The organism is Aureliella helgolandensis (assembly GCF_007752135.1).
Lineage (GTDB): Bacteria > Planctomycetota > Planctomycetia > Pirellulales > Pirellulaceae > Aureliella > Aureliella helgolandensis.
In genome coordinates this window covers 5,053,124-5,073,612 of record NZ_CP036298.1, presented here as the reverse complement: position 1 = coordinate 5,073,612, position 20,489 = coordinate 5,053,124, and the positions used below count along the sequence as shown (strand labels likewise).

Sequence of the window (20,489 nt, the reverse complement as noted above, 5' to 3'; positions counted from 1 at the left end):
TCGGTCGATCTATTGGGCCTGGCGATTGATCGGCTCATCAACGACCATGGCACTTGGGAAATCTGCAGCGTGAGCTCCTCCACGTTCAGCCCAACGTTTGTTCGAGGAGCGACCTGCCGGTTGGTTCATGGGAATATCCATGCCTCCAGCCTCGCCCAACATTTCGTAGAGCTTGGCCTCATACGTCTTAATCGTAGCGGCCAATGACGGATCGTAGATCAAGTTTTGCGTTTCACCGGGATCGTTCTGCAGATCGTAGAACTCATCGGTGTCCCACAGACCGTAATACGTAATGTACTTGTAACGCTCCCCTCGAAGCGCGAATTGCGTGGGCGTTTGCGGAAAGTTCTTCTCCCAATAGTAGACATACAAAAAGTAGTCGCGCCATGCCTGCGATGGGTTGTTGGGCAATTCAAGAAAGCTCTCGCCATCCATGTACTCGGGAGTTTCGAGACCGGCTGCTTGCAGAATCGTAGGGCCGATGTCAATGTTTCCGATCACTTCTTCCACGACGGTTCCGCCGGGGTAAAGATCTGGACATTGCATGACTAAGGGGACGCGAATGGAAGCTTCGTAGGCGACCCGCTTGTCAATCAAGCCATGTTCGCCCCACATGAAACCGTTGTCACCCATATAGATTACAATCGTCTCGTCATGGATTCCCATCGTTTTCAGTTGCTCTAGAACGCGTCCCACGCTGTCATCGACGGCCAGCACCGATTCGCAATAGCGGCGGTAGAGGTAATCGAGCCCCTTGTCGCTATGGTACGAGAAATCAATGCCATGCCAGCTATTCCGTTGATCTCGCACCCAACGGGGGGAATTGGCTTGGGCTGTGATTTCCTTTCCCTTGGGGAGAAAACTTAAATCGGCATCGGCATAGCGATCCGCGTGGCGCTCGGCAGGAGTGAAATTGGCGTGGACTGCTTTGTGCGACAAATACATGAAGAACGGTTTGTCCGCACTTTGCTGTTCCAACCAGTCGACTGCGTAGTCGGTCAACTCGTCGGTGATGTAGCCCCGTTGGGGCACCCGCTCGCCATTGACGTTCAATGTGTAATTGGGGCCTGGAGAGAGGTAGTTGCCTTGGCCGCGAAAGCTGACCCAATGATCAAATCCAGGCCTTGGTTCGTCGTGTGCACCCCCCATGTGCCATTTGCCAATAAAAGCAGTGGAATAACCGGCCTGTTGTAAGTACTGCGGAAAGAAAATAGTGTTTGGCGGTACCAGGCGGTTGTTGTCGATCACCCGGTGCTTGTGGGTGTACAGCCCGGTCAAGATTGAGGCTCGACTAGGGGAGCATAATGATGTCGTGACAAACGCGTTCTTGAGATGCACACCTTGGCTGGCAAGCTGGTCCATATTGGGTGTCTCAAGGAACGGGTGCCCCGCAAACCCCATGGCGTCGTAGCGGTGATCGTCGGTCAAGATGAAAATGACGTTGCGCTGCTTCGCTCCCGCACTCCGCTGGATTTCCGGCAATTCTACCGCCTGAGCCATCACCCGAGCCGTCTGGGGGGCCCCCATTACGCAGAGTGCGAACAGGGACAACAAGAAACGGAGCGTTATGCGGATCATGCGGTGGCCTCCAGCGGAAAATTAGTGGTCAAAGCGATCATTGTAAGCGATCTGCTCCAATCAGTGGCCATGCGTCGCGCGATTGACGATGCGATTCCGCCGTCCACGACTGGAGTTTCCTGGACGAGAGCCGATGGTTTCGGGCTGCCAGTGCGGTCATGGTGCTAGAAATCCGATGGCAAAGCTACCGCTCGATCTTCGCGTCTGCGTCCTCAATCGTAGCTAGACCGAGCATGGTGTACTCCTCGCTGGCAGTCGCATCGCCATGGAGTGCCTGATGCGCATGAAATCGTCCCACGGCATGTCCGGCTACGACGGCACCGTAGTAGGCTGGATTGGCGTAGCCTGGTAGGAAAGTGCCTGCCGTCGAGCCCACGTACGTCCCGTAGGCTGGGCTAAGAATGCGGTAAGCTTCCGCCTGTTGTTGGGGAGTGCCGACCGACTCGAGGTAGGCCACGGCATCGCGACTGGCGATCGATTCGTGATACAGTGGAACTATCGGCAATACGTATAGGAAGGCATAGCTGCCCTTCCATTTTCGCCGTCCGAAATCCTTCGCGTGTCCGGCCTCATGCAATGCGATTGCAGGTATATCGGAGTAGACGTGGACGGTGTTGGTAAACGGGTTGAAATGGTCTCCGCCAAACAAACGCCCCGGTAGGACGGTCTCACCGAGGACGCTCAACGTCCCAACCGTGTACCTCCAGGGTGCCCCCACAGAGCGATTTTTGACCAGTCGTCGCCAATCGTCTCCCGGGCGATACTGGTTCAAGCGAACACGAACCGTGTTCAAGCCGTTGACTGCCAAATAGTCCGAGATCGCGATTTCAGTTTCAGGCGAAATCCGATGATTGTCGACGCGACGATCCCACAGCAGTATTTTGCTGGGAATACCCCACACCCATCCCGCTGCATCGAGGACCTTGCGTGGTTCACCTCGCTGAATTTGCGGCTCCGCGTCCAAAAGCTCCGGCGAAGTGTAAAGTTGCAAAGCATCGATTTGCTGTGGAACTAGGGAGCGACAGCCTGTTCCAACCACCAGCCCCAGCATCACAAGACTAATGCACCACCACTGCTGTGCATTGGATGCCATGTAGCGATTCCATCGGCATGGGATGAGTGCGATTCTCATAGCGATTAAGCTCGTTGCTAGCAAATCGGTGTGGTGCAGAGAGTCTTCTGCGAAGAACCCAAGGGTTGCAACCCTTCATCGGCAGGTTCCATGGTGCCTAAACAATTGCGGAGTCGAAACTAATGGCCAACTCCCACCATGAGTTCTTTAGTCCATTTTGCGTTGTTCGGCGAGCCCACTTCTTGGCACCCCTCTTCTCCTCTAATGTCCTCTGTTGGCTGTTTAAAACATGCCTGGCATTGTCGCCCTATTTCTGCGATCGCCAGGACGGCTCAAGGGGAACGAAACGGCGCTTTTGCCCCGTTCTCGTATTTCTGACGCAACGAATCTCACGTTGGCTCGATAATGGTAGCGTGTTCGATTGGGATGCCCGTCCGAGTTTTTACCTTGGTTGTTTGATCTGGGAGTTAAGCATGTCCGAATTTGTATGGTTGAGGCATGGTGATCGGCTGCCGTCAGTGGTCGTCGCGCAGATGTTGCTCAATCGGACAGGCGAATCGTTAGGTGTCGATGGGATTTATGGTTCTCGCACCGCTGCCGCTGTAAAAAAATTTCAACGCGAACACCGTCCGCTAACTGTTGACGGCGTGATCGGTCAAAACACATGGCCTCGACTGATTGCCAATGAACACTTGCAAATTCTTGATTGCATCGATGTCTTTGATGAAAGCTTGTTCAAAATGGAAGTTGGTGACTTGAGGAGGTCTGGTGCCTCTCCAGTACTGATCGGCGGGATGTGCAATGGTATCGAGCAAGCAATCTGTGACATTCGTGGACGGGCTAACAATCTGTTTTTGCTGCGGTTTCATGGGCACGGAGCACCCGGTGCGGCAGGAGTTTCAGATGGCCATGGAAGTATTGAAGATCATTCGACCTTTCGCAACGATACGGCCACGCGCAACGCACTCTCGAGGTTACGCGGCTGCTTCGGATCTTATGGATGCATCCAGTTCATGCATTGCAATACGGCTCAAGGCGCACAGGGGACTAGTTTTCTGCGCATGGTTTCGTCGGTCACGGGCGTTCCGGCATCAGCGGGCGTCGACACGCAATTCGCCGGAACGCTCCGTAAGACGGTACGGTTTGAAGGCCCAACTCGCACATTTTGTCCGAGCGGCGGTGCGATGCGCTCTTGGGCCACGACCCTGCCACAATTTGCAGGAATGAGTATCGCGTAGTGGCCTGCAATGGGTGCCCGGGAGCTGCATGCTTTAACTGCCTCCCTCTCCCTCTCCCTCTCCCCCCAGGACAAAACCCGAGCAGCATGAGCTTCCCTCAATCCCCGTGATCTCCGCACTGGCGGGAACCCAGCTGTGCGTACCTCGAAAAGCAATGGGGCTGAAATCTCGGCTCGGTCGCAGGTGCCCCTAACAATGCTGTACAGGTATCCAGCTAGTATTTTGCTTCGCCCCCCACGCAGTGAAGTGCACGGGCCGGGGCCCAAGCTACGCTGATGCAGCATTTTGCCGGGTGGTTCGGTAGCATGGACCCCCGGTCCGTGTGCCTCACGGTAGGGCGTTAGCCCCCGTCTTGTGCTCATGGTCTGTAGCCAGCGTGGCCTCCCTTCCTGTTTTGCTAGCGTCTCCAATAGGTGCCATCCATCTTCCGTTATTTTGGAATGTGGGTGGCACCTATTGCGCTTTTTACGCTCTGGACAGGTATCCAGCTAGTATTTTGCTTCGCCCTCCACGCAGTGAAGTGCACGGGCCGGGGGCCCAAGCTACGCTGATGCAGCATTTTGCCGGGTGGTTCGGTAGCATGGACCCCCGGTCCGTGTGCCTCACGGTAGGGCGTTAGCCCCCATCTTTGCCTCACGTTCTATAGCCAGCATGGCCTTCCTTCCTGTTTTGCTAGCGTCTCCAGTAGGTGCCATCCATTTTCCGTCATTTCGGAATGTGGGTGGCACCTATTGCGCTCAGGGGCTGTCCCTCACCACCTTCCCAGCATCTTCCCACCATCTTCCCACCATCTTCCCACCATCTTCCCGGCTGGGGGGCGGGAAAGTGCTTGGGGGGCTTTGTGTGTGGGGGGGAATGGCTGGCAAAGGCGGATTACTGTTTCTCCTGCCCGAGGGGCTTGCACGGCCGAAGGCGGACTGTTGCTGCGGCGAGCTTTGGAGGGGAGGAGGCCATGTGGATGCCTGGCATGCGAGGGGCTGCAGACCGCTCGGATTAAGGGAAATAGGGGAAATGGCGGAAATGCGGGGTGTGCGGTGTATTGCGGTGGTTACAATAGTGGCGATGTGCGCGGCCCGCAAAGTCCTTGGATTCTTAATTCACTATGCGTTGACGCGGGCGAAACTACAGCGCAATTGCAACATTCATTTTGAGGTAGGGAGTTCTTGATGCGAAGATTTTTTCGTGGATTGCTAGTCGCAGCGGCGGTTTGCGGCGGCGCTACAGCAGCGCAGGCCGACATTACGCTCTTTTCGGAGGATTTCGATACTGACAATTCAGCCAATTGGACCACCAACGATCCTGGCGTAACAGACATCCAAGCCGACTACTTTTATGACTATTCGGCCATTGGAGTCGGGGCTGCTCCTGGCGGGGCTACAACGACCGGTCTGAAAATGACGGCTAACAACGTCAATGGAGTGTTTGGCGGTTTCAGCGTTTCGCCTACTGGCCAAAGTTTCACAGGCAGCTATCGAGTTTCCTTCAACTTGTGGCAGAACTATGTAGGTCCCGTGGGACCTGGCGGAAGTGGAACAACCCAGCTGTCGACTTTTGGTGTCGGAACGTCTGGTACTGCAGGCATCTATCCGGGGACGTGGTCCGAAAGTGCGGGTTTCGCGGTTACGCTCGATGGGGGAAGCGCCTCTGACTTTCGTGCGTATGCATCGTCAGCTCAGGCTAGTTTTGTAGAGGGAGATGCCGCTGTTTATCGAGCAGCTGGCGCGAGAAATGGTAGCGATGCCTACTATGCGGGCTTTGGCGGGGAAGCAGCTCCGGCCGCTCAAGTTGGCCTGTTCGCAGGGCAAACCGGTACAACTGATGCTGGTGAAATCGGGTTTGCTTGGCGCAACGTAACGATTGATGTGAACGACGTTGCACAAACGGCCATTTGGGCCATCGACGGTCTAGAGATTGCCGAAATTAACTTGGCCACTGAAGCCCTAGGCGGGCAGAACATCTTTTTTGGCCACAGCGATTCGAATGGTGCTATCTCTTCAGATCCTAACGCTTCCCTCCTGAACGTTACCCTGATCGACAACATTCGTGTGACCGCCGTGCCAGAGCCTTCGGCTTTGGGTCTCGGACTGATCGGTGGAGTTGTAGGCATGTTCCGTCGTCGACGTCGCTAGTCTCCGCTACTTCAGTCTCAATTGGAAACAATTCACCAAAGGCCCCGCTTTATGGCGGGGCCTTTTCGTATTTCTAGGGTGCGCGTTTTTAGGCGGCGGAACGGCAGGTATGCTCCAATCCCACGCGCTATTTCAAAGCTTGATTCTGGGATGAATTCCAACACCGCTTAAGCTCGCCTCGGCTCTGCACAATGCCCCAGATGACGCGTCGCAGGGGACCCGTCGGCATCCAAGGAGCCTGTAGTCGTTCGTGCTTCGCTGTGGGCTGCGAGAGTTTCAGCATCCATTGCGAGGGCCGGTGCTTTCGGTTGGCAAGTTCTTCGTTCGGCAGGGGCGGCCAATGTGGAGCAATGTTTGCAAGTTGCTGCAACACCCTGCATGCGATAGCGAGCTTTCGACGGCAAACGCTTCACCTGCAACTGTAACATTGGAAGATGGTTGCGTGTGCCATTGGGGAGTGGTGCGGCTATGCCATCAGCGGTCGCTGGGTAATGTGCTGGAAAAAGGCGAACGAGCATCGATTCCTGCGCCAATCTAGAACACGCGTTTGAGGGCTACTTGCCCTGTCTGGCCCACTGTTTCATCAACGCGATATTGTCTTGGACTTGTTGGAGGTGAGCGGGATCAAATTTGGGGCCACCCAGCCGATCGGTGTAGACCTTCATATCACTATCGTACATCTCCTGGGACTCCGGCTCCTGCCCAAGATCGCCAGTATCGTCCATCCAGTCGTTCAGCTTGCGGCGGAGTTCGGCTAGTGGTGCGGCGTAGGCCGGATCGCCTGCTAAGTTGCGGATCTCATGAGGATCTTGTTTCAAGTCATACAGCTCCTCGCTCGGTCGAATATCGCGGAACAACAGCTCTTGAACTGCATTGAGCTTGCCAGCCGCGTGATACTCACGCAGTGCCATTAAGATCGCTTTATCGTCTTTGTAGGCACAAGGTTGGAGGTAGGGGCGGTTGGGGAGAAAGTTGCGGATGTACTTGAACGCATCGGTGCGGACGCTGCGTAGGTGATCCACGGTCTCATCGCACCGATCGCGGGCTGCAAATGTTGCCTCTCGGGGGTCGTAGTCCACAGATAGGATATCTCGCGCCTGCATCGCCTCGGGGATGGGAATGCCAGCGGCAGCCAATGACAAGGCTGCGATGTCAATATGCTCCACCAAGTCATTGCGGATGGTTGCCGCTGGAATACCTGGTCCGGAGATGATCAGGGGAACGTGAAGTCCTTCGTCGTACAAGAACTGTTTGCCGCGCGCATGACTAATGCCGTGGTCGGTCATGAACAAAACCAACGTGTTCTCAAGATCTCCGTCGGCTTCCAATTTTTCCAGCACTTCCCCCACCATTACGTCGGTCATACGCACTGAATCGAGATAGGCAGCCCAGTCGCGAAGGATATCTGGGTGGTTGGGATAGTAGGGCGGCAGGGCCACGGCGTCATTCGTCGTGGCGTCGCCGAGCGTCCGTCGCGCATTCTGCGCCATCTTGGTCCAGCCCGATGCATCCGAGCCACGCAACTTTCCGCCTGGCGTTTGAATCTGCGCGAAAAAGGGTTGACCCGGCTCGCGTTGCGACCAATCCACGCCATCGTAGATCGACGGGTTCCATTCAAAATTGTAATCGGTCTTCCCCTGTCGCCCGGTAATTGGCCATCCGGTAATCGCGGTGTAGTAGCCTGCGTCTTGGAAAAGCTTCGGCAGCAATGCAATCTCTTGGGGGAGTTCGATTTTCAGCTCGCCGCGCCCACTGCGATGGTGATGGGCGCCGATCGATGTTTGGTACATGCCTGTAATGAATGCTGAGCGGCAGGTTGAGCAGACGGGAGCCGTTACAAAGGCGTGGTTGAATTGAACACCACTCGCCGCCAAGCGATCGACGTTCGGCGTCGCGATGGCCGTTTCCCCGTAGCAAGAGAAATGGGCTGACATGTCATCCGGAATGATCCACAAGATATTCGGCCGCTGCACAGTCGGGCCCTCAGAGGCCTCCAGCCAAGCACAGGTAGCGATCACGATGGAACTCAAGACAAATCGAAGCATGACGCGCCATTCCGGGATGAGATGGGAGTTGGGTTGGAGTTGCGGCAATGGCCAAATCTGCCAGCCTACTGCGGCAAGGTTTGTCCACTTGCGTCATGGGTGACACTGTACATAACGTCCCCACGCGACGTGTGGAACTGTATTTTCAGCACGTCGCCAGCGGTGAAGGAGAGGAATCCTCCGTAAGCATGCGGTGCCAGATACGGCTGCCGAACGAGCGAATCGGGATCGGTCCCACGCTTGGAGCCCGGTGGGACGCCCAAGCGGGAGTTCTCGTCATTCAATGCGCCGCAAGCAAATTCTTCATAGCCCGAGGGGTGAATGCTGTGATATTGCCAGTGGCGGTCTCCGCAGACGGTCATGAAATTCTGGATGTCCTGTTCCTTCAACCAGCTATAAAATGCATCCGCTTCGTGCCGAAAGCCACCCAAGTTGGCGTGGTTGTCTTTCTTATAGGCATCATCTGGCCCCACCATGGGCGTTGGCGAAATTAGGATTTTCCAGGTTGCGTCGCTAGCGGCTAGGGTCCGTTTTAACCACTCCCGTTGTTCGGTTCCCCACAGTGATTTTTCGGGACCATCCTTCATCTTATTGGGAGAGCGGTAGTCACGACCTTCGGTAAACCACAATTGGAGTTGCGAATTCACGCGGTAGGTTCGATAGGTTGGCGTATCGCGATCTTCCATGGCGACAATGGGCAACTGCTCGCGGAAGAGTTCAATGCCTGTTTCCGGCTTGGGTTCTCTCGACGAGGCGTTGTCGGAGTCGTTGAAGCGAAAGTCATGGTCATCCTTAGACCAGTAGGTCGGCACGTCTCGAAAGAAGTCAATCATTCGCGGGAAGCGGAATTGTTCGTGCCAACATTTGCGCAGTTCCGGGAGCGTTTTCGCATTGCTGATTTTGTTGTCGTAATAAACAATGTCGCCCGTCAAAACGCAAAACTCAGGTTGCAGGCGTTGCATCGAGACAAACGCAGGAAATCCCAATTCTTTGTCTTCTTCCGTAGCCGTTACTGGTCCGCTGGCTTTTGCCAATTCTCCGTGCATGAACTTGTTGTAGTTCATGCAACTCCCCACGATGAATTGGACTGGCTCGGTGGAACTGCCACCGCGCAGGGTTTGGAAGGAACCCGTGGGGCCGGCAGTTAGTTGCTCTGCATTTTCACCGAAGAGCGGGCGAAAGTAGTATCGTGTCGCGGGCTGCAATTGTTGAAGTGCGCAGCGGACAATGAAGTCGTGATCGGCCACGGCTTCGACAAGTTCGGTACGCTGAGCGTCGGAGAATGTGGAGCTAGTACTCCATTCAAAGCAGGCCCACCCGGGAGAGCCGGCGAGGTCACCGGATTCATCGAGCGTCGAGCTGACCGTTAGACGCGTTTGGAGGAAAACACTATTCTCGGTAACTTCGCCACTGAAGATACCTTGGCCCAAGTGGATTTCTGCGGTCAGGCTGGAAGGGCTCAGCCCTAGGCCCAAGAGCACGCATGCAATTTGGAGAATTTTCATGTGCAACGACTTACAGGTTGGAGTGATGAAACCCCACCATTGTAGCCGCTGGCGATGACGTGGTGTGCTACCGCACGTCATCGCTGGAAATGGAAATTGTCTATCGATCGGAGCTAATTAGCCGACGAACAGGGGCCGCAAATGTCGCTCATAAATATTCTTGGTGACTTCTCCACCGACAATTTCTTCATTGGCCTTCAGCATGTCGGTGTAACGCGTTCCATGCTTAGCAGCTACCTTAAAAGAGACGTGCAGCAGCTGTCGCATGTGTGGGTTGAAATGCTCGTTGCCTTGAATATGTCGAATGGCGCTGGCCAATCGCGGACCGGACCAACTTGCAACCGTATCGGCTGAAGGTAGCTGGCTGGCATCGATGTCAATCACGCTGGCATAGGGTGCACAAAATTCTTCCACGTGTTCCAACGCGTAGGCGTAGATCTCCTTTGCCAAGGCGAGTCCATCTCCACCCGCTTCTGCTAGGCCAATGATTTCTTCGAGCCATGTTGTTCCAGCGGTCTTGATGTGGAGCCCTGCACCGGTGCGTTGCAAGCACTCGCGAATGATCGGATACAAGCTGAATTTATCGCTGCCGCTATGGACGCTTAGCTTGAGTGTTTCAGGCAGTCCGTAGGTTTTGACCGCATGGGCAATGACAGCCACATCATCGTTGAATTCTCGCGTGAATTGCTGCAGATCACCTACGTAGTCCACTCCCTTATTAAACCGTCCGGTGAATTTAGGAGCGATGGTTTGCACGGGGATCTTCTCGTCAGCGATGGCCACCAAAATGATGAGCAATTCCGGTGGCGTCTGAGGAGCATCGGTTTCGTCCATCGAAATCTCTGCGATGACCTTGTCCGCACCTTTGGTGGTCGCGATATGGCGATAGATCTCGCCAGCTTCTTGAACTGCCAGTAAGTACTGTTCAGCGACTCGCTGCACGTCGGCTTGGGTGACTTCGAGTGGAGCAGAGAGTCCGTCGAGCGTCAGTTTGCCCACTAATTCGGGGTGACGCTCAACAAAGGCAGCTATATCTTTAGACGCCGCCGGTTTGCCGATCGAGTCGGCGACATCAATTGTGAAGAAATCGCTGCAAGGAATAAACGCATCCACGGTTTTGAGTTGGATGTGATCGGCATCCACGTGCCAAGGCTTTTTCCAACCGCGACTTGCGACGGCAGCTTGTGCGGCATCGTAGACGCTTTGCGGTTGCGAACCGACGAAGGTGTGTTCGCGATTGGATTTGTTCCAAACTGGGGTTACATCGACCCCGTCTGCGGCAAGTTGTTCAAAGGCTCGCAATTGAGCTCCTGCTTGATGAGCAAAACGGTCCCCGACGCCAAAGGTATATTTTTCGATGAGCAGCATTCGTGATTACTTCTAGATTGTTGGAAGTGAAAAGTTAGGACCGAGCACGACGGTGTGAAAACTCGGTCACAAAATTGGTCGGAGGATGAGCGATCGAAGCTTCCTATCTGTCGTGCCATGGAGCGGCCGGATGGAAGCTGATCTATCTATGTGGTGGAATGGGAGTGATTTAAAAACTATTTATTAGGGGAAGCGGGAGGATCATCGTGCTTGCCCATCTTGGCGCGGCGGTCGCGTTCATGGCGGACGGTCGATCGGAAGACTCCTTCAGACACCGGTTGATGTGCCTCGGTGGCCAGTGCGGTTAAGCGAGCCAGGATTTCGGGCTGTCGCTCAGCCAAGTTCTCCGATTCACTTGGATCCTTACCGATATTGTACAGCTCCCAGGCCGCTTTGGCCTTGGGGCGCACCGCACGCCAATCACCTTGGAGAACGGCAATCCAGCCCCCAATTTCCCAGTAGAGATAATCGTGCTGGACTTGGGGATGTCCCGCCGCAGTCTCCCCGATCAACTGAGGTAGCAAGCTTACTCCATCAATATCACTCGGTGCCTGGGCACCGGTCATCTCGGCAACGGTTGGCAGGATATCTGGAAAGTAGCCGACAAACGGACTCTCGCTACCTGCAGTAATCTTGCCGGGCCAACGTGCGACAAAGGGAATTCTCAAGCCGCCTTCGTAGAGCGTCCCTTTCGTGCCGCGATACTCGATTCCCGTTTGCGGGTGTTTGTTGGCTAGATGCACACCACGCGGAAACTTCGGAGACTTGAAATAATCGTTGCCGCCATTGTCCCCACTGAATACGACCAGCGTATTGTCGTCGAGTCCAAGTTCGGAGAGCAGCGCCAGGACCTCACCGACTTGGCGGTCGAGCATCGATACCATGGCTGCATAGCGACGGGCTGGCTCAGGCCAATCGTGGGATTGGTAGATTGCCCAAGCTGGATCCTGATCGGGAATGTCAAAGATGCCATGTGGGGGCGTATAGGGGAGGTAGGCGAAAAAGGGCTGGTTCTGGTGGGAGCGAATGAACTCCAGGGCCGCATCGTGAATGACGTATTGCGAGTAGGTTTCGCCGCGGCTACCACCATGATTGCCCTCTAGGGGAACCTCTTCGCTATTGCGGATGAGATAGGGAGGATAATAGGAATGCGCATGGACTTGGTCGTAATAGCCCAAGAAAACGTCGAATCCGTGAGCCTCGGGAACTCCCGTGGAGTCGCGTCCTCCGCATCCCCATTTTCCGAACCCTCCAGTTGCATAGCCGAGTGGTTTCAGGATGGAAGCGATGGTCTGCTCGCCGGCGCGCAGCGGAGTCCCACCTCCATTGGAGCGAACCGAAGTATGCCCGCTGTGTTTTCCTGTCAGAAAGGTGCAGCGGGTAGGGGCACAGACGCATGAACCCGCATAGAGATTGCGAAAAACCATCCCTTCCTTGGCCATGCGGTCCATGTTGGGAGTTTGAATATTCTGCCCTCCCATGAAACTCGGTTCGTAATACCCGAGTTCATCGGCCATGATGTAGACGATGTTGGGAGGCCGTACCGTTTCGACCGCTTGCAGAACTGGGCCCCAACTGGCTGCTATCAACAAGGCAGCGAACCACACTCGGACCGGGCAGTGAAACGTGTAAGCGTACATTTGGGATTCCTTGAAGAGAGTTGTGACTAGCAACGACCAGGTTGCCTGGCGAGTGTGTTGCCTGGCGAGTGTGGCCCTCCCCCTCGCCGTGGCTCCGCCCTTCCCTTTCGCGGCCTTAACGTAGCTGCGGTCGCCAGACTGCGGGGAGTCCACGTTCTGGCGAACGTAGCTACGACGGTTAATCTACTTCGCAAAGCCTGACTCGGCCTGCCCATCCTTGGCCTTCCCTTTCGCGGCCTTAACGTAGCTGCGGTCGCCAGACCGCGGGAGTCCACGTTCTGGCGAACGTAGCTACGACGGTTAATCTACTTCGCAAACCTGGCTTGGCCTGCCCATCCTTGGCCCTTCCCTTTCGCGGCCTTAACGTAGCTGCGGTCGCCAGACTGCGGGAGTCCACGTTCTGGCGAACGTAGCTACGACGGTTAATCTACTTCGCAAAGCCTGACTCGGCCTGCCCATCCTTGGCCTTCCCTTTCGCGGCCTTAACGTAGCTGCGGTCGCCAGACTGCGGGAGTCCACGTTCTGGCGAACGTAGCTACGACGGTTAATCTACTTCGCAAACCTGGCTTGGCCTGCCCATCCTTGGCCCTTCCCTTTCGCGGCCTTAACGTAGCTGCGGTCGCCAGACTGCGGGGAGTCTACGTTCTGGCGAACGTAGCTACGACGGTTAAACTACTTCACAAAACCTGGCTTGGCCTGCCCATCCTTGGCCCTTCCCTTTCGCGGCCTTAACGTAGCTGCGGTCGCCAGACTGCGGGGAGTCCACGTTCTGGCGAACGTAGCTACGACGGTTAAACTACTTCACAAAACCTGGCTTGGCCTGCCCATCCTTGGTTAGGTTCTGGGTGGACCATAGCAGACCACGTACGACCAATTCTAAGTAGCGAGCATCGGCGACGGTGTCGTTTTGGTGGCCCAACGAAGTGCTGAAAATTCTTGTCTGGTTGGGGCCGTACAAGTTGGTCCAAGCCACAACAGCGGTCGACTCGGTCCCTTTTGCGTCAGGATTGGCCTTGAGTTGCTTCTTATTGGCGGGTTGCAGTTGTTTGCCTGATACCAACGCGGTCGTTCCCGAAAAGACGCGCACGTTGTTGTACAGCTCTTCGTCAATGGTGGTCCATTGCTTAAGACCGTGCATGATGGGGTGTTCGCTATCGGTCGTCAACAGCTCGATGGGGGTTTTCGGGCCATGGGCCGTGGACTGAACACCCAGCATTTCATACCAAGCAGCGTTCTCTGCATCAGGAGCCACTGGCTGGCGAAATTCCCCCCAACGGTAGCTGTGCATCGCGCAGTGAAGATTCACCGCTGGCGTTCCGTTTCGGTGCGCGGCCAAAATTCGATCGATGTACGGGCGCTCCGTAACGTTGGCCGAACACTCGTCATGGATGATGACATCGAAACCTTCGGCCCAATCGTCTTCTTGATAGATTTCAAAGGTCGTCTCAGTGGATGTGCTTTCACTCAACTCGACCGTCACTTCAGCTCGAATCCGCTCCTCGATGCCTTGCTTGAGCAACTTCTCCTGCGTTGCATAGTCATGACAGCAGCCCCCAATCACCAGCAAGACCTTCAGCGGTGCGGGCTGAGCCGCATTGGTTTGCGTGGTCTCTTGCGCAGAAGCAAGCGGCAGGCTCAAGGCCGAAATGCTGATTGCTAAAGTTAGCAGAGCTATCTGGCATGGATGAATTTTCATAAATGAAGGCTCGCGAAAAATAAGGCTGGGTTGCAGAAGTCCTGACGCCGCGATCTCATTGTACAAAAATTACGCTGGATGGAATGTGACTAAGACAGCCGCTACCGCTAGCCCATCGACGCGAACAACTGCGGCTTGCACTCCGCTCTCACAACGGAGGTGGTGCTTTCGGAGGTGGTGCTCTGGGAGGCTGCCATCCCCTCAATGTCCTCGTGGCCCAACTCTCGGAGCGGCATTGGGAAAACTAGCCTGCGTATTCGCTTTTTCTAAGTCTATAGATATCGTATTGACACCGAACCTCGGTGTGTTTAAGTTCTAGTGAACTAGAAATTGCATGCGGAGGGATAGTGATGGCAAGACCAAACTCGGAGTATCCAACGGAGTTGGAACTGCAGATTTTGAAAGTACTGTGGGACGAGTACCCGCTGACAGTTCGCGGAGTGCGTGAGAGGCTGGCTGGTGGCGGACGCGAGCTGGCGCACACCACCGTAATTACCATGCTGGGAACGATGGTCGATAAGCGGCAGATCGAAAAGCTGCAGCCGACGCAAGGTAAGGCCTTTCGGTTTTCACCACTGCTCCAGCGTCAAGATGTCTCGCGAGGCATGCTGGGTGATATTGTTGAACGCGTTTTCGACGGATCGGCCGAAGCAGTGATGCTAAGTCTGTTTGACGTGGCAGACTTGAATTCAGAGGAATTGGCGAATCTTCGCAAACTGCTGAACAAGAAGCTGCGGGAGTCCAAATCTTGAGCTTTTCCATGGTTGATTGGACCGAATTGTCACTGCAAGTAATGCTGACTTTGGGTCATTTCCTGTGGCAAGCCATTGTGGTGGCCATCATCCTGGCATCGCGTCTCACTTAGCCTCCCACGTAGGTATGTCGCCCCGACACATGTTCAGAGCTTAGCGTTCTCCAGCGACGGAGAGCAATTGGCAACCGTTGGTTCTCAATACGGGGCCAGCATTTGGGACGTTGCCAGTGGCAGGCTCTTGCTGAACTTTCGAAACACCAACGACAATAAGCGTCATCCTGATCCAGCAGTGAGCATCGACGCGATTCAATTGGTCTCTGGCGTCGGATTTTCGCCCAGCGGTGCGTCGTTCGCAATCTGCGACATGTTGGGCATTAAGCTGATCGAGACTCAAACCGGGCTGGTCCTGCGAGTGATCGATGCGCCCTTCCGCTACCACAGTGGCAAATCCCAATTCGTCTTCTCCGCTGACGGACAGCTTATTACTTTGCTTGGGACATATCCCGAGCAAGGTGAATCACCTACGATCTCCACTTGGTCCACCAGTTCCGGCGAACGCTTGTTAATGCTTCCTATCGAGGCAGAAGCGGCTGCATACTCTGCCGATGGAAAATGGTTTGCAGCTGGCGAGCCACGCGCTCAGGAGGCTTTGGCCGTTTGGCAAAACCTTGCGCACCATCTTCGGTGACGAGCGGCGAAGAACGCAGGGCGATAGTGAAGACCAATATTGATGGAATTCCATCGTTTTCTCTGTAAGTATCCTGCGGCTCAAGCTACCAATAGTTCTGGGAGCGACAGTATTCCTAGCAGCGTAAAGGCCGTCTGTGGTTGAGGAAGATCAAGAGTCAATATTCACAATCTGGCTTGAAAAACACAGTTCTTCAGTCATTAAGGTGGCGCGCGCTTACACGCTGACCAGTGAAGAATGCCAAGACCTTGCTCAGGAAATATTGCTCCAGGCTTGGAGATCTTTGCCGAATTTTCAGGGGCAGGCTAGTGCTCCGACTTGGTTCTACCGCGTAGCCCTGCACACCGCGATGAATTGGCACCGCAAGGATAGTCCGCGGAGAGCCAGACAACACCCCTTGTTGGAGGTGCAAGCCTTGGTAACCGGGGAGAAACAGGGAGTGGAGCAAGTTCAGCAGCGAGAGATGGTTGAACAACTGTACCACGCTATTCACCAGTTACCCAAGACCGAAGCAGCGCTGGTGCTGCTGTATCTAGATGAATTGAGTTATCGCGAGATCGCGGACGTACTTGGTATCTCGGAAAGCAACGTAGGCGTAAAGCTGAATCGGGCGAAAAAGGCACTGAGAGCATTGATGACTGGAGATGCTGATGGATCTTGATCAATATCAGAAGGCCTGGAAGGCGGATTCGGAGCAGATGCATGTTACCATCGATTCTGACCAAATAACGCAGGAGGTACAGAGCTCTCAGCAAAATTTTCAGTCGACGATTCTTTGGCGCGATGTTCGTGAAGCAGGGACATCCCTGGTGCTGATACCTATTTGGATTGTCATGGGGATCACGATGGCCTTGCCTTGGACTTGGTATCTAACCATTGCTGCATTGATTTTCATTGTCGGGTTCATCCTGGTGGACCGTCGCCGTTACCCGCAAAGGCCGAGTGAGGCGGGGGAAACTCTGCTCTACTACGTGAAGGAGTCGTTGACTCAGGTCGAGCATCAAATCTGGCTGCTGCGGAACGTGTTTTGGTGGTACCTTCTGCCATTGGGTACTTCCATCATGGTATTTTTCGCTCACGTTGCTTGGCAGAGTTCTAGTGTCTGGTGGGAGTTCGTTGTCTTTGTCGGGTTTTTGGGGCTGTTTCTGCTCGTGATCTATGCAGGAGTTTATTGGATGAATCAGCGGGCGGTTCGCGATCAACTCCAGCCACGGCGTCAGGATCTGTTGAGACTCATTGCCAACCTCGAAGCTGACGACTCTCCCGAGAGTTCTGCAGGCACTATCGACCTCGTGAGTGCACTTTCCAATCCGCTTGGCAATCCTGGCTTGAGCTACACTTGGGAAAGCTGGGCGGAGAATTGGAATCTCATCGTACCGTCCTGGCGTATCGCAGCCCTCATTATAGCGCCGACGCTGATCGGCGCTTATTGCGGACTTCGGTATCCGCTACCGGAAATGGGCCCTGTTTTCTTTCAATCGGTGGTGGCGGCTGTGATCCCCTTTGAGATCGTTTTCTTTTCCGTTTGGCTGTGGTCTAGCAGGCAGAAGGTACGCTCCGCATCGGCGAACCATGGACGAACTGCCTCTTCGAATATTGTTGCGGAAGACGCAGTAGCGGAAACACGACGACGTTTGCCAAGGGCGCCAGCGATCGTGATCCTTGTTTTAACTTTGGCATTAGGAACCTTGGCGGTACTTGCAGTGCTCTCCTTTCTATCCTTCGGCGGTGCCCTGACTCCCCTGGATACCAGTCGTGAACCGGTGGAACCAGACTTCGGGGTCGTCAGTGAGTTGGGCGAGGAGGAAATTGCGACTATTGACCACTGGTTGCAGGAGCAGTTTGAACTCGCCCAATACCCGAGTCTGACGGTGGCCATCGTACGCAATGGTGAGATCGCTCACGAGGCCGCATTCGGATTCGAGAACATCGAGTCGGGTAAAGAAGCAACGCTGCAGACGCAGTACCATGTCGCCTCCGTGACCAAGGCCTTTACCGCCTCACTGGCAGCCATGCTGCACGAACAGGGTGTCGTCGACCTAGATCAACCCGTGCTAAAATACTTGCCAAAAGCTGTTTCCATCAGCACCACTCCCGAGCTTGGCGCGGCGATTACGCTGCGGCAACTCGCTTCCCACACCTCCGGCTTGCCACGAGGCGTTCCGGGCCGCGTGCAGTCGGCGGAAGGTTGGTATGCGCTGGAACCGCAGCGTCTCTACAATCATTTGAAACGCGTAAAGCTAGAGTCCGATCCTGGAGCCGACGAACTTTATTCCAACCTCGGCTTCGGACTACTGGGGCATGCGTTGGAATGTGCCACCGAGAAATCGCTCGACGGGCTCCTCCAAGAAATGCTGGCCGGTCCGTTGTCGCTGGAACGCACTGCAATTCAGATGGATGACACGCTCCACCCTGCAACCGGCTATGACGCCAGTGGCTGGCATTGGGAAACGACGCATTCCTATCGAGAGCGTTTGGCTGGCTCCGGCGGCCTCGTTACCTCGGTTGAGGATCTCGCGAAGTTTCTGATCGCCCAAATGGAGCCCGATGTGTTGACGAGAGAAACGCTCGAACAACTTCATTCGCGAACAACTTTGTCCAGCGGAATTCTCTGCCGAACAGGCCTCGGATGGACCATCCGGTTCAATCCGTTTCTCGGCAGCATCCCAGAGAAGAATGGGGGACGCAGCAATTGCAGCGCCTGGATCGGGTGCGTGCCCGAACAGAGGGTTGGCGTGGTGGTGGTCACCAATTGTGGCGGACCGAAAGTGGAGCGGATCGGCCGTTGGCTGTTGGAGCGTTCGGTTCCCGGAGCCTATAGGCCAGTGGCGAAGTACGGGCACGCTCGCGTGGCCCCTTTTTCAGGGATCCGCTGGGAGAATGATCAGCCCATCGTCGATGTGGGAGGCCGCTGGGCTTCCCTCCATTCCATCGATGGCATACCCATCGAGCGGATCATGGAATTTGCACGTCAGGAATTTGGTGAGAAGGCCCACAAACGCTTTGCCGAGGATCTGGTCGAGTTGCTGGCCAAAATGGGGCACGACCTCGATTGGGAAGTGACCCTGGAACTCGAAACAGAACCCGGGCTGGTTGAAAAATTGCTAGTGAAGATGACCGAAGGCAATCGCAATCTCGTGCGGCAGTAAGCTTAAGCCGATTTCCCTGTCCTGCCCTGGCTGACGTGACTGGCTGACGTGACTAGCTGACGTGACTAGCTGACGTGACTAGCTGACCTGACGGCTGCTTGAGGAAATGTCTGTCCGAGCGGCGCGCGGCCTAAACGCCGGAATTCCTATGCGTTTACTTTGAAGGGCAACACTGCTTCTCAACTTGCCGTGCTCGCGCATTCCTAATCTGGCCAAGCCGCTAGGCAATTATTCTTTCCAGGACATTGCCGTGAACATTCGTGAGCCGGAAGTTAAATCCCTGGTGTCGATAGGTCAGTCGCTTGTGATTAATGCCGAGCAAATGCAAGGTGGTAGCGTGAAAATCATGGACATGGAATGGATCGATGGCAGCGGTGAACCCGAAGTCATCGGTTTCACCATAGCTAGAACCCGCTTTGACACCGCCACCAGCCATCCATATCGCGCCGCTGCGTGTGTGATGGTCACGGCCACTTCCCCCCTGGGACATCGGAGTTCGTCCGAACTCACCGCCCCAAATAACGAGCGTATCGTCCAGCATGCCACGTTGCTTCAAGTCGCGAATCAGTGCGGCGCAGCCTTGGTCGACATCCTTTGCACGTGCAGTCACCCCCTTCACCACGCCGCCATGATGATCCCAGCCTGTGTGGTAAAGCTGGATAAATCGCACGCCTCGTTCTGCCATGCGACGCGCCATTAGGCAATTGGAGCCAAAGCCTCCATCCGGTTTGTCACCTACACCGTAGAGCTCCCGCGTAGCCTGTGATTCGGAATGAAAATCGGCCAAATCGGGAACGCTAGTTTGCATTTGGAATGCAAGTTCGTATTGATTGATTCGCGTCAAGATTTCGGGATCAGGCGATTGCTCGAAACGGACACGATTGAGTGCTGCGATCGAATCAATCGTTTTGCTTTGGGATTGCCGTGTAACCCCGGGCGGTGATTCAAGGAAGTTGAGCGGTTGTTCGCTGCCGTAGAATTCCACACCTTGGTGCTTGCCAGGCAGAAAACCGTTGTGCCAAGCGGTGGTGGGAATGGGTTGCCCTAGAGGGCCGCTGCGCATCACCACGAAAGTCGGAAGATTAGCCACCTCAGACCCCAAGCCGTAGGAAAGCCACGATCCCATGCTGGGCCGACCGGCAATTCCGAATCCAGTATTCATGAACGTGTGAGCAGGATCATGGTTGACTTGATCGGTTTGCAAGGTTCGCACTACGCACAACTCGTCCGCCACCCCTTGCAGTTGCGGCAAAAGGTTGGATATCGATTGCCCCGACTCACCGCACTGCTTGAATCCCACGTCGCTGCCAAAGCACTTCAAGGCCTCGTATTGCAGGAAGGCCAATTTGACGCCTTGGGTCAGCGCTTGCGGGATTGGCTTGCCATGCAAGCGACGCAACGTTGGTTTGTCGTCAAAGGTTTCGAACTGACTCGGTCCGCCAGCCATGTACAGGTAGATGACCCGCTTCGCGCGAGCTGGAAAATTGGGAAAAGATGTTGCGCTATCGGAAGCCGTGACGGCCGATTGCCCCAGCAGGCTACCGAGTGCTGCGGTGCCAATTCCCGCGGCGGACTTCGAAAAGAAATGCCGCCGAGTCACGTTGAGTGAAGTGTTGTCGTGCATCGT

The 20,489-nt window shown here is 55.1% G+C and carries 14 protein-coding genes; 6 read left to right on the top strand and 8 right to left on the bottom strand.

What is annotated here, in order from left to right:
* Nucleotides 1-9: 9 nt before the first annotated feature.
* Nucleotides 10-1,527 carry a sulfatase family protein gene (locus Q31a_RS17735; RefSeq protein WP_391575338.1) on the bottom strand — a complete coding sequence of 506 codons (1,518 nt, stop codon included), beginning with the start codon at nucleotides 1,525-1,527 and terminating at the stop codon, nucleotides 10-12.
* A 235-nt stretch (nucleotides 1,528-1,762) separates the two neighbouring features.
* Nucleotides 1,763-2,671, bottom strand: a complete 909-nt coding sequence (locus Q31a_RS17730; RefSeq protein WP_145080751.1) for a hypothetical protein — start codon at nucleotides 2,669-2,671, stop codon at nucleotides 1,763-1,765.
* Nucleotides 2,672-3,123: 452 nt separating this feature from the next.
* On the opposite strand from Q31a_RS17730, the gene Q31a_RS17725 reads away from it, so the two are divergent.
* Entirely contained in the window at nucleotides 3,124-3,888 is a 765-nt protein-coding gene (locus Q31a_RS17725; protein ID WP_197355369.1) for a peptidoglycan-binding protein, read from the top strand.
* Between the two features lie 1,166 nt (nucleotides 3,889-5,054).
* Nucleotides 5,055-6,017, top strand: a complete 963-nt coding sequence (locus Q31a_RS17720) for a PEP-CTERM sorting domain-containing protein (protein ID WP_145080745.1) — start codon at nucleotides 5,055-5,057, stop codon at nucleotides 6,015-6,017.
* A gap of 554 nt (nucleotides 6,018-6,571) precedes the next feature.
* Here Q31a_RS17720 and Q31a_RS17715 read toward each other — a convergent pair.
* From Q31a_RS17715 to Q31a_RS17695, 5 genes are all read right to left on the bottom strand, one after another.
* A complete protein-coding gene (locus Q31a_RS17715; RefSeq protein WP_145080742.1) occupies nucleotides 6,572-8,062 on the bottom strand; it encodes a sulfatase family protein in 1,491 nt (496 codons plus the stop codon).
* A gap of 65 nt (nucleotides 8,063-8,127) precedes the next feature.
* Complete coding sequence (locus Q31a_RS17710; protein ID WP_145080739.1) at nucleotides 8,128-9,567, bottom strand: alkaline phosphatase D family protein; 1,440 nt, start codon at nucleotides 9,565-9,567, stop codon at nucleotides 8,128-8,130.
* Between the two features lie 117 nt (nucleotides 9,568-9,684).
* The gene (locus tag Q31a_RS17705) at nucleotides 9,685-10,935 is read right to left on the bottom strand and encodes a tagaturonate epimerase family protein (RefSeq protein WP_145080736.1); all 1,251 of its coding nucleotides are present in this window, start codon (nucleotides 10,933-10,935) and stop codon (nucleotides 9,685-9,687) included.
* 176 nt (nucleotides 10,936-11,111) lie between these two features.
* On the bottom strand, nucleotides 11,112-12,575 hold the full coding sequence (locus Q31a_RS17700) for an arylsulfatase (protein WP_145080733.1): 1,464 nt from the start codon (nucleotides 12,573-12,575) through the stop codon (nucleotides 11,112-11,114).
* A gap of 796 nt (nucleotides 12,576-13,371) precedes the next feature.
* Nucleotides 13,372-14,271, bottom strand: a complete 900-nt coding sequence (locus Q31a_RS17695; protein WP_145080730.1) for a ThuA domain-containing protein — start codon at nucleotides 14,269-14,271, stop codon at nucleotides 13,372-13,374.
* A 350-nt stretch (nucleotides 14,272-14,621) separates the two neighbouring features.
* On the opposite strand from Q31a_RS17695, the gene Q31a_RS17690 reads away from it, so the two are divergent.
* From Q31a_RS17690 to Q31a_RS17675, 4 genes are all read left to right on the top strand, one after another.
* Entirely contained in the window at nucleotides 14,622-15,023 is a 402-nt protein-coding gene (locus Q31a_RS17690; RefSeq protein ID WP_145080727.1) for a BlaI/MecI/CopY family transcriptional regulator, read from the top strand.
* 180 nt (nucleotides 15,024-15,203) lie between these two features.
* A complete protein-coding gene (locus Q31a_RS17685) occupies nucleotides 15,204-15,713 on the top strand; it encodes a WD40 repeat domain-containing protein (RefSeq protein ID WP_145080724.1) in 510 nt (169 codons plus the stop codon).
* Nucleotides 15,714-15,849: 136 nt separating this feature from the next.
* Nucleotides 15,850-16,374 (top strand): RNA polymerase sigma factor, encoded by a 525-nt coding sequence (locus Q31a_RS17680; RefSeq protein ID WP_145080721.1) that lies wholly within the window; start codon nucleotides 15,850-15,852, stop codon nucleotides 16,372-16,374.
* Nucleotides 16,364-18,862, top strand: a complete 2,499-nt coding sequence (locus tag Q31a_RS17675; protein ID WP_197355368.1) for a serine hydrolase domain-containing protein — start codon at nucleotides 16,364-16,366, stop codon at nucleotides 18,860-18,862. Before Q31a_RS17680 ends, Q31a_RS17675 begins: the two co-directional genes overlap by 11 nt.
* Before the next feature lie 220 nt (nucleotides 18,863-19,082).
* Here the strand turns inward: Q31a_RS17675 and Q31a_RS17670 are convergent, their stop codons facing one another.
* Nucleotides 19,083-20,486 (bottom strand): DUF1501 domain-containing protein, encoded by a 1,404-nt coding sequence (locus Q31a_RS17670; RefSeq protein ID WP_145080715.1) that lies wholly within the window; start codon nucleotides 20,484-20,486, stop codon nucleotides 19,083-19,085.
* Between the last annotated feature and the right edge of the window lie 3 nt (nucleotides 20,487-20,489).

Bases quoted from the DNA above. Each gene is read 5' to 3' on its own strand.
- Q31a_RS17730 (WP_145080751.1), bottom strand. From the start codon at position 2,671: ATGGCATCCAATGCACAGCAGTGGTGGTGCATTAGTCTTGTGATGCTG.
- Q31a_RS17735 (WP_391575338.1), bottom strand. From the start codon at position 1,527: ATGGGGGCCCCCCAGACGGCTCGGGTGATGGCTCAGGCGGTAGAATTG.
- Q31a_RS17670 (WP_145080715.1), bottom strand. From the start codon at position 20,486: ATGCACGACAACACTTCACTCAACGTGACTCGGCGGCATTTCTTTTCG.
- Q31a_RS17710 (WP_145080739.1), bottom strand. From the start codon at position 9,567: ATGAAAATTCTCCAAATTGCATGCGTGCTCTTGGGCCTAGGGCTGAGC.
- Q31a_RS17725 (WP_197355369.1), top strand. From the start codon at position 3,124: ATGTCCGAATTTGTATGGTTGAGGCATGGTGATCGGCTGCCGTCAGTG.
- Q31a_RS17700 (WP_145080733.1), bottom strand. From the start codon at position 12,575: ATGTACGCTTACACGTTTCACTGCCCGGTCCGAGTGTGGTTCGCTGCC.
- Q31a_RS17675 (WP_197355368.1), top strand. From the start codon at position 16,364: ATGGATCTTGATCAATATCAGAAGGCCTGGAAGGCGGATTCGGAGCAG.
- Q31a_RS17715 (WP_145080742.1), bottom strand. From the start codon at position 8,062: ATGCTTCGATTTGTCTTGAGTTCCATCGTGATCGCTACCTGTGCTTGG.
- Q31a_RS17705 (WP_145080736.1), bottom strand. From the start codon at position 10,935: ATGCTGCTCATCGAAAAATATACCTTTGGCGTCGGGGACCGTTTTGCT.
- Q31a_RS17690 (WP_145080727.1), top strand. From the start codon at position 14,622: ATGGCAAGACCAAACTCGGAGTATCCAACGGAGTTGGAACTGCAGATT.
- Q31a_RS17695 (WP_145080730.1), bottom strand. From the start codon at position 14,271: ATGAAAATTCATCCATGCCAGATAGCTCTGCTAACTTTAGCAATCAGC.
- Q31a_RS17720 (WP_145080745.1), top strand. From the start codon at position 5,055: ATGCGAAGATTTTTTCGTGGATTGCTAGTCGCAGCGGCGGTTTGCGGC.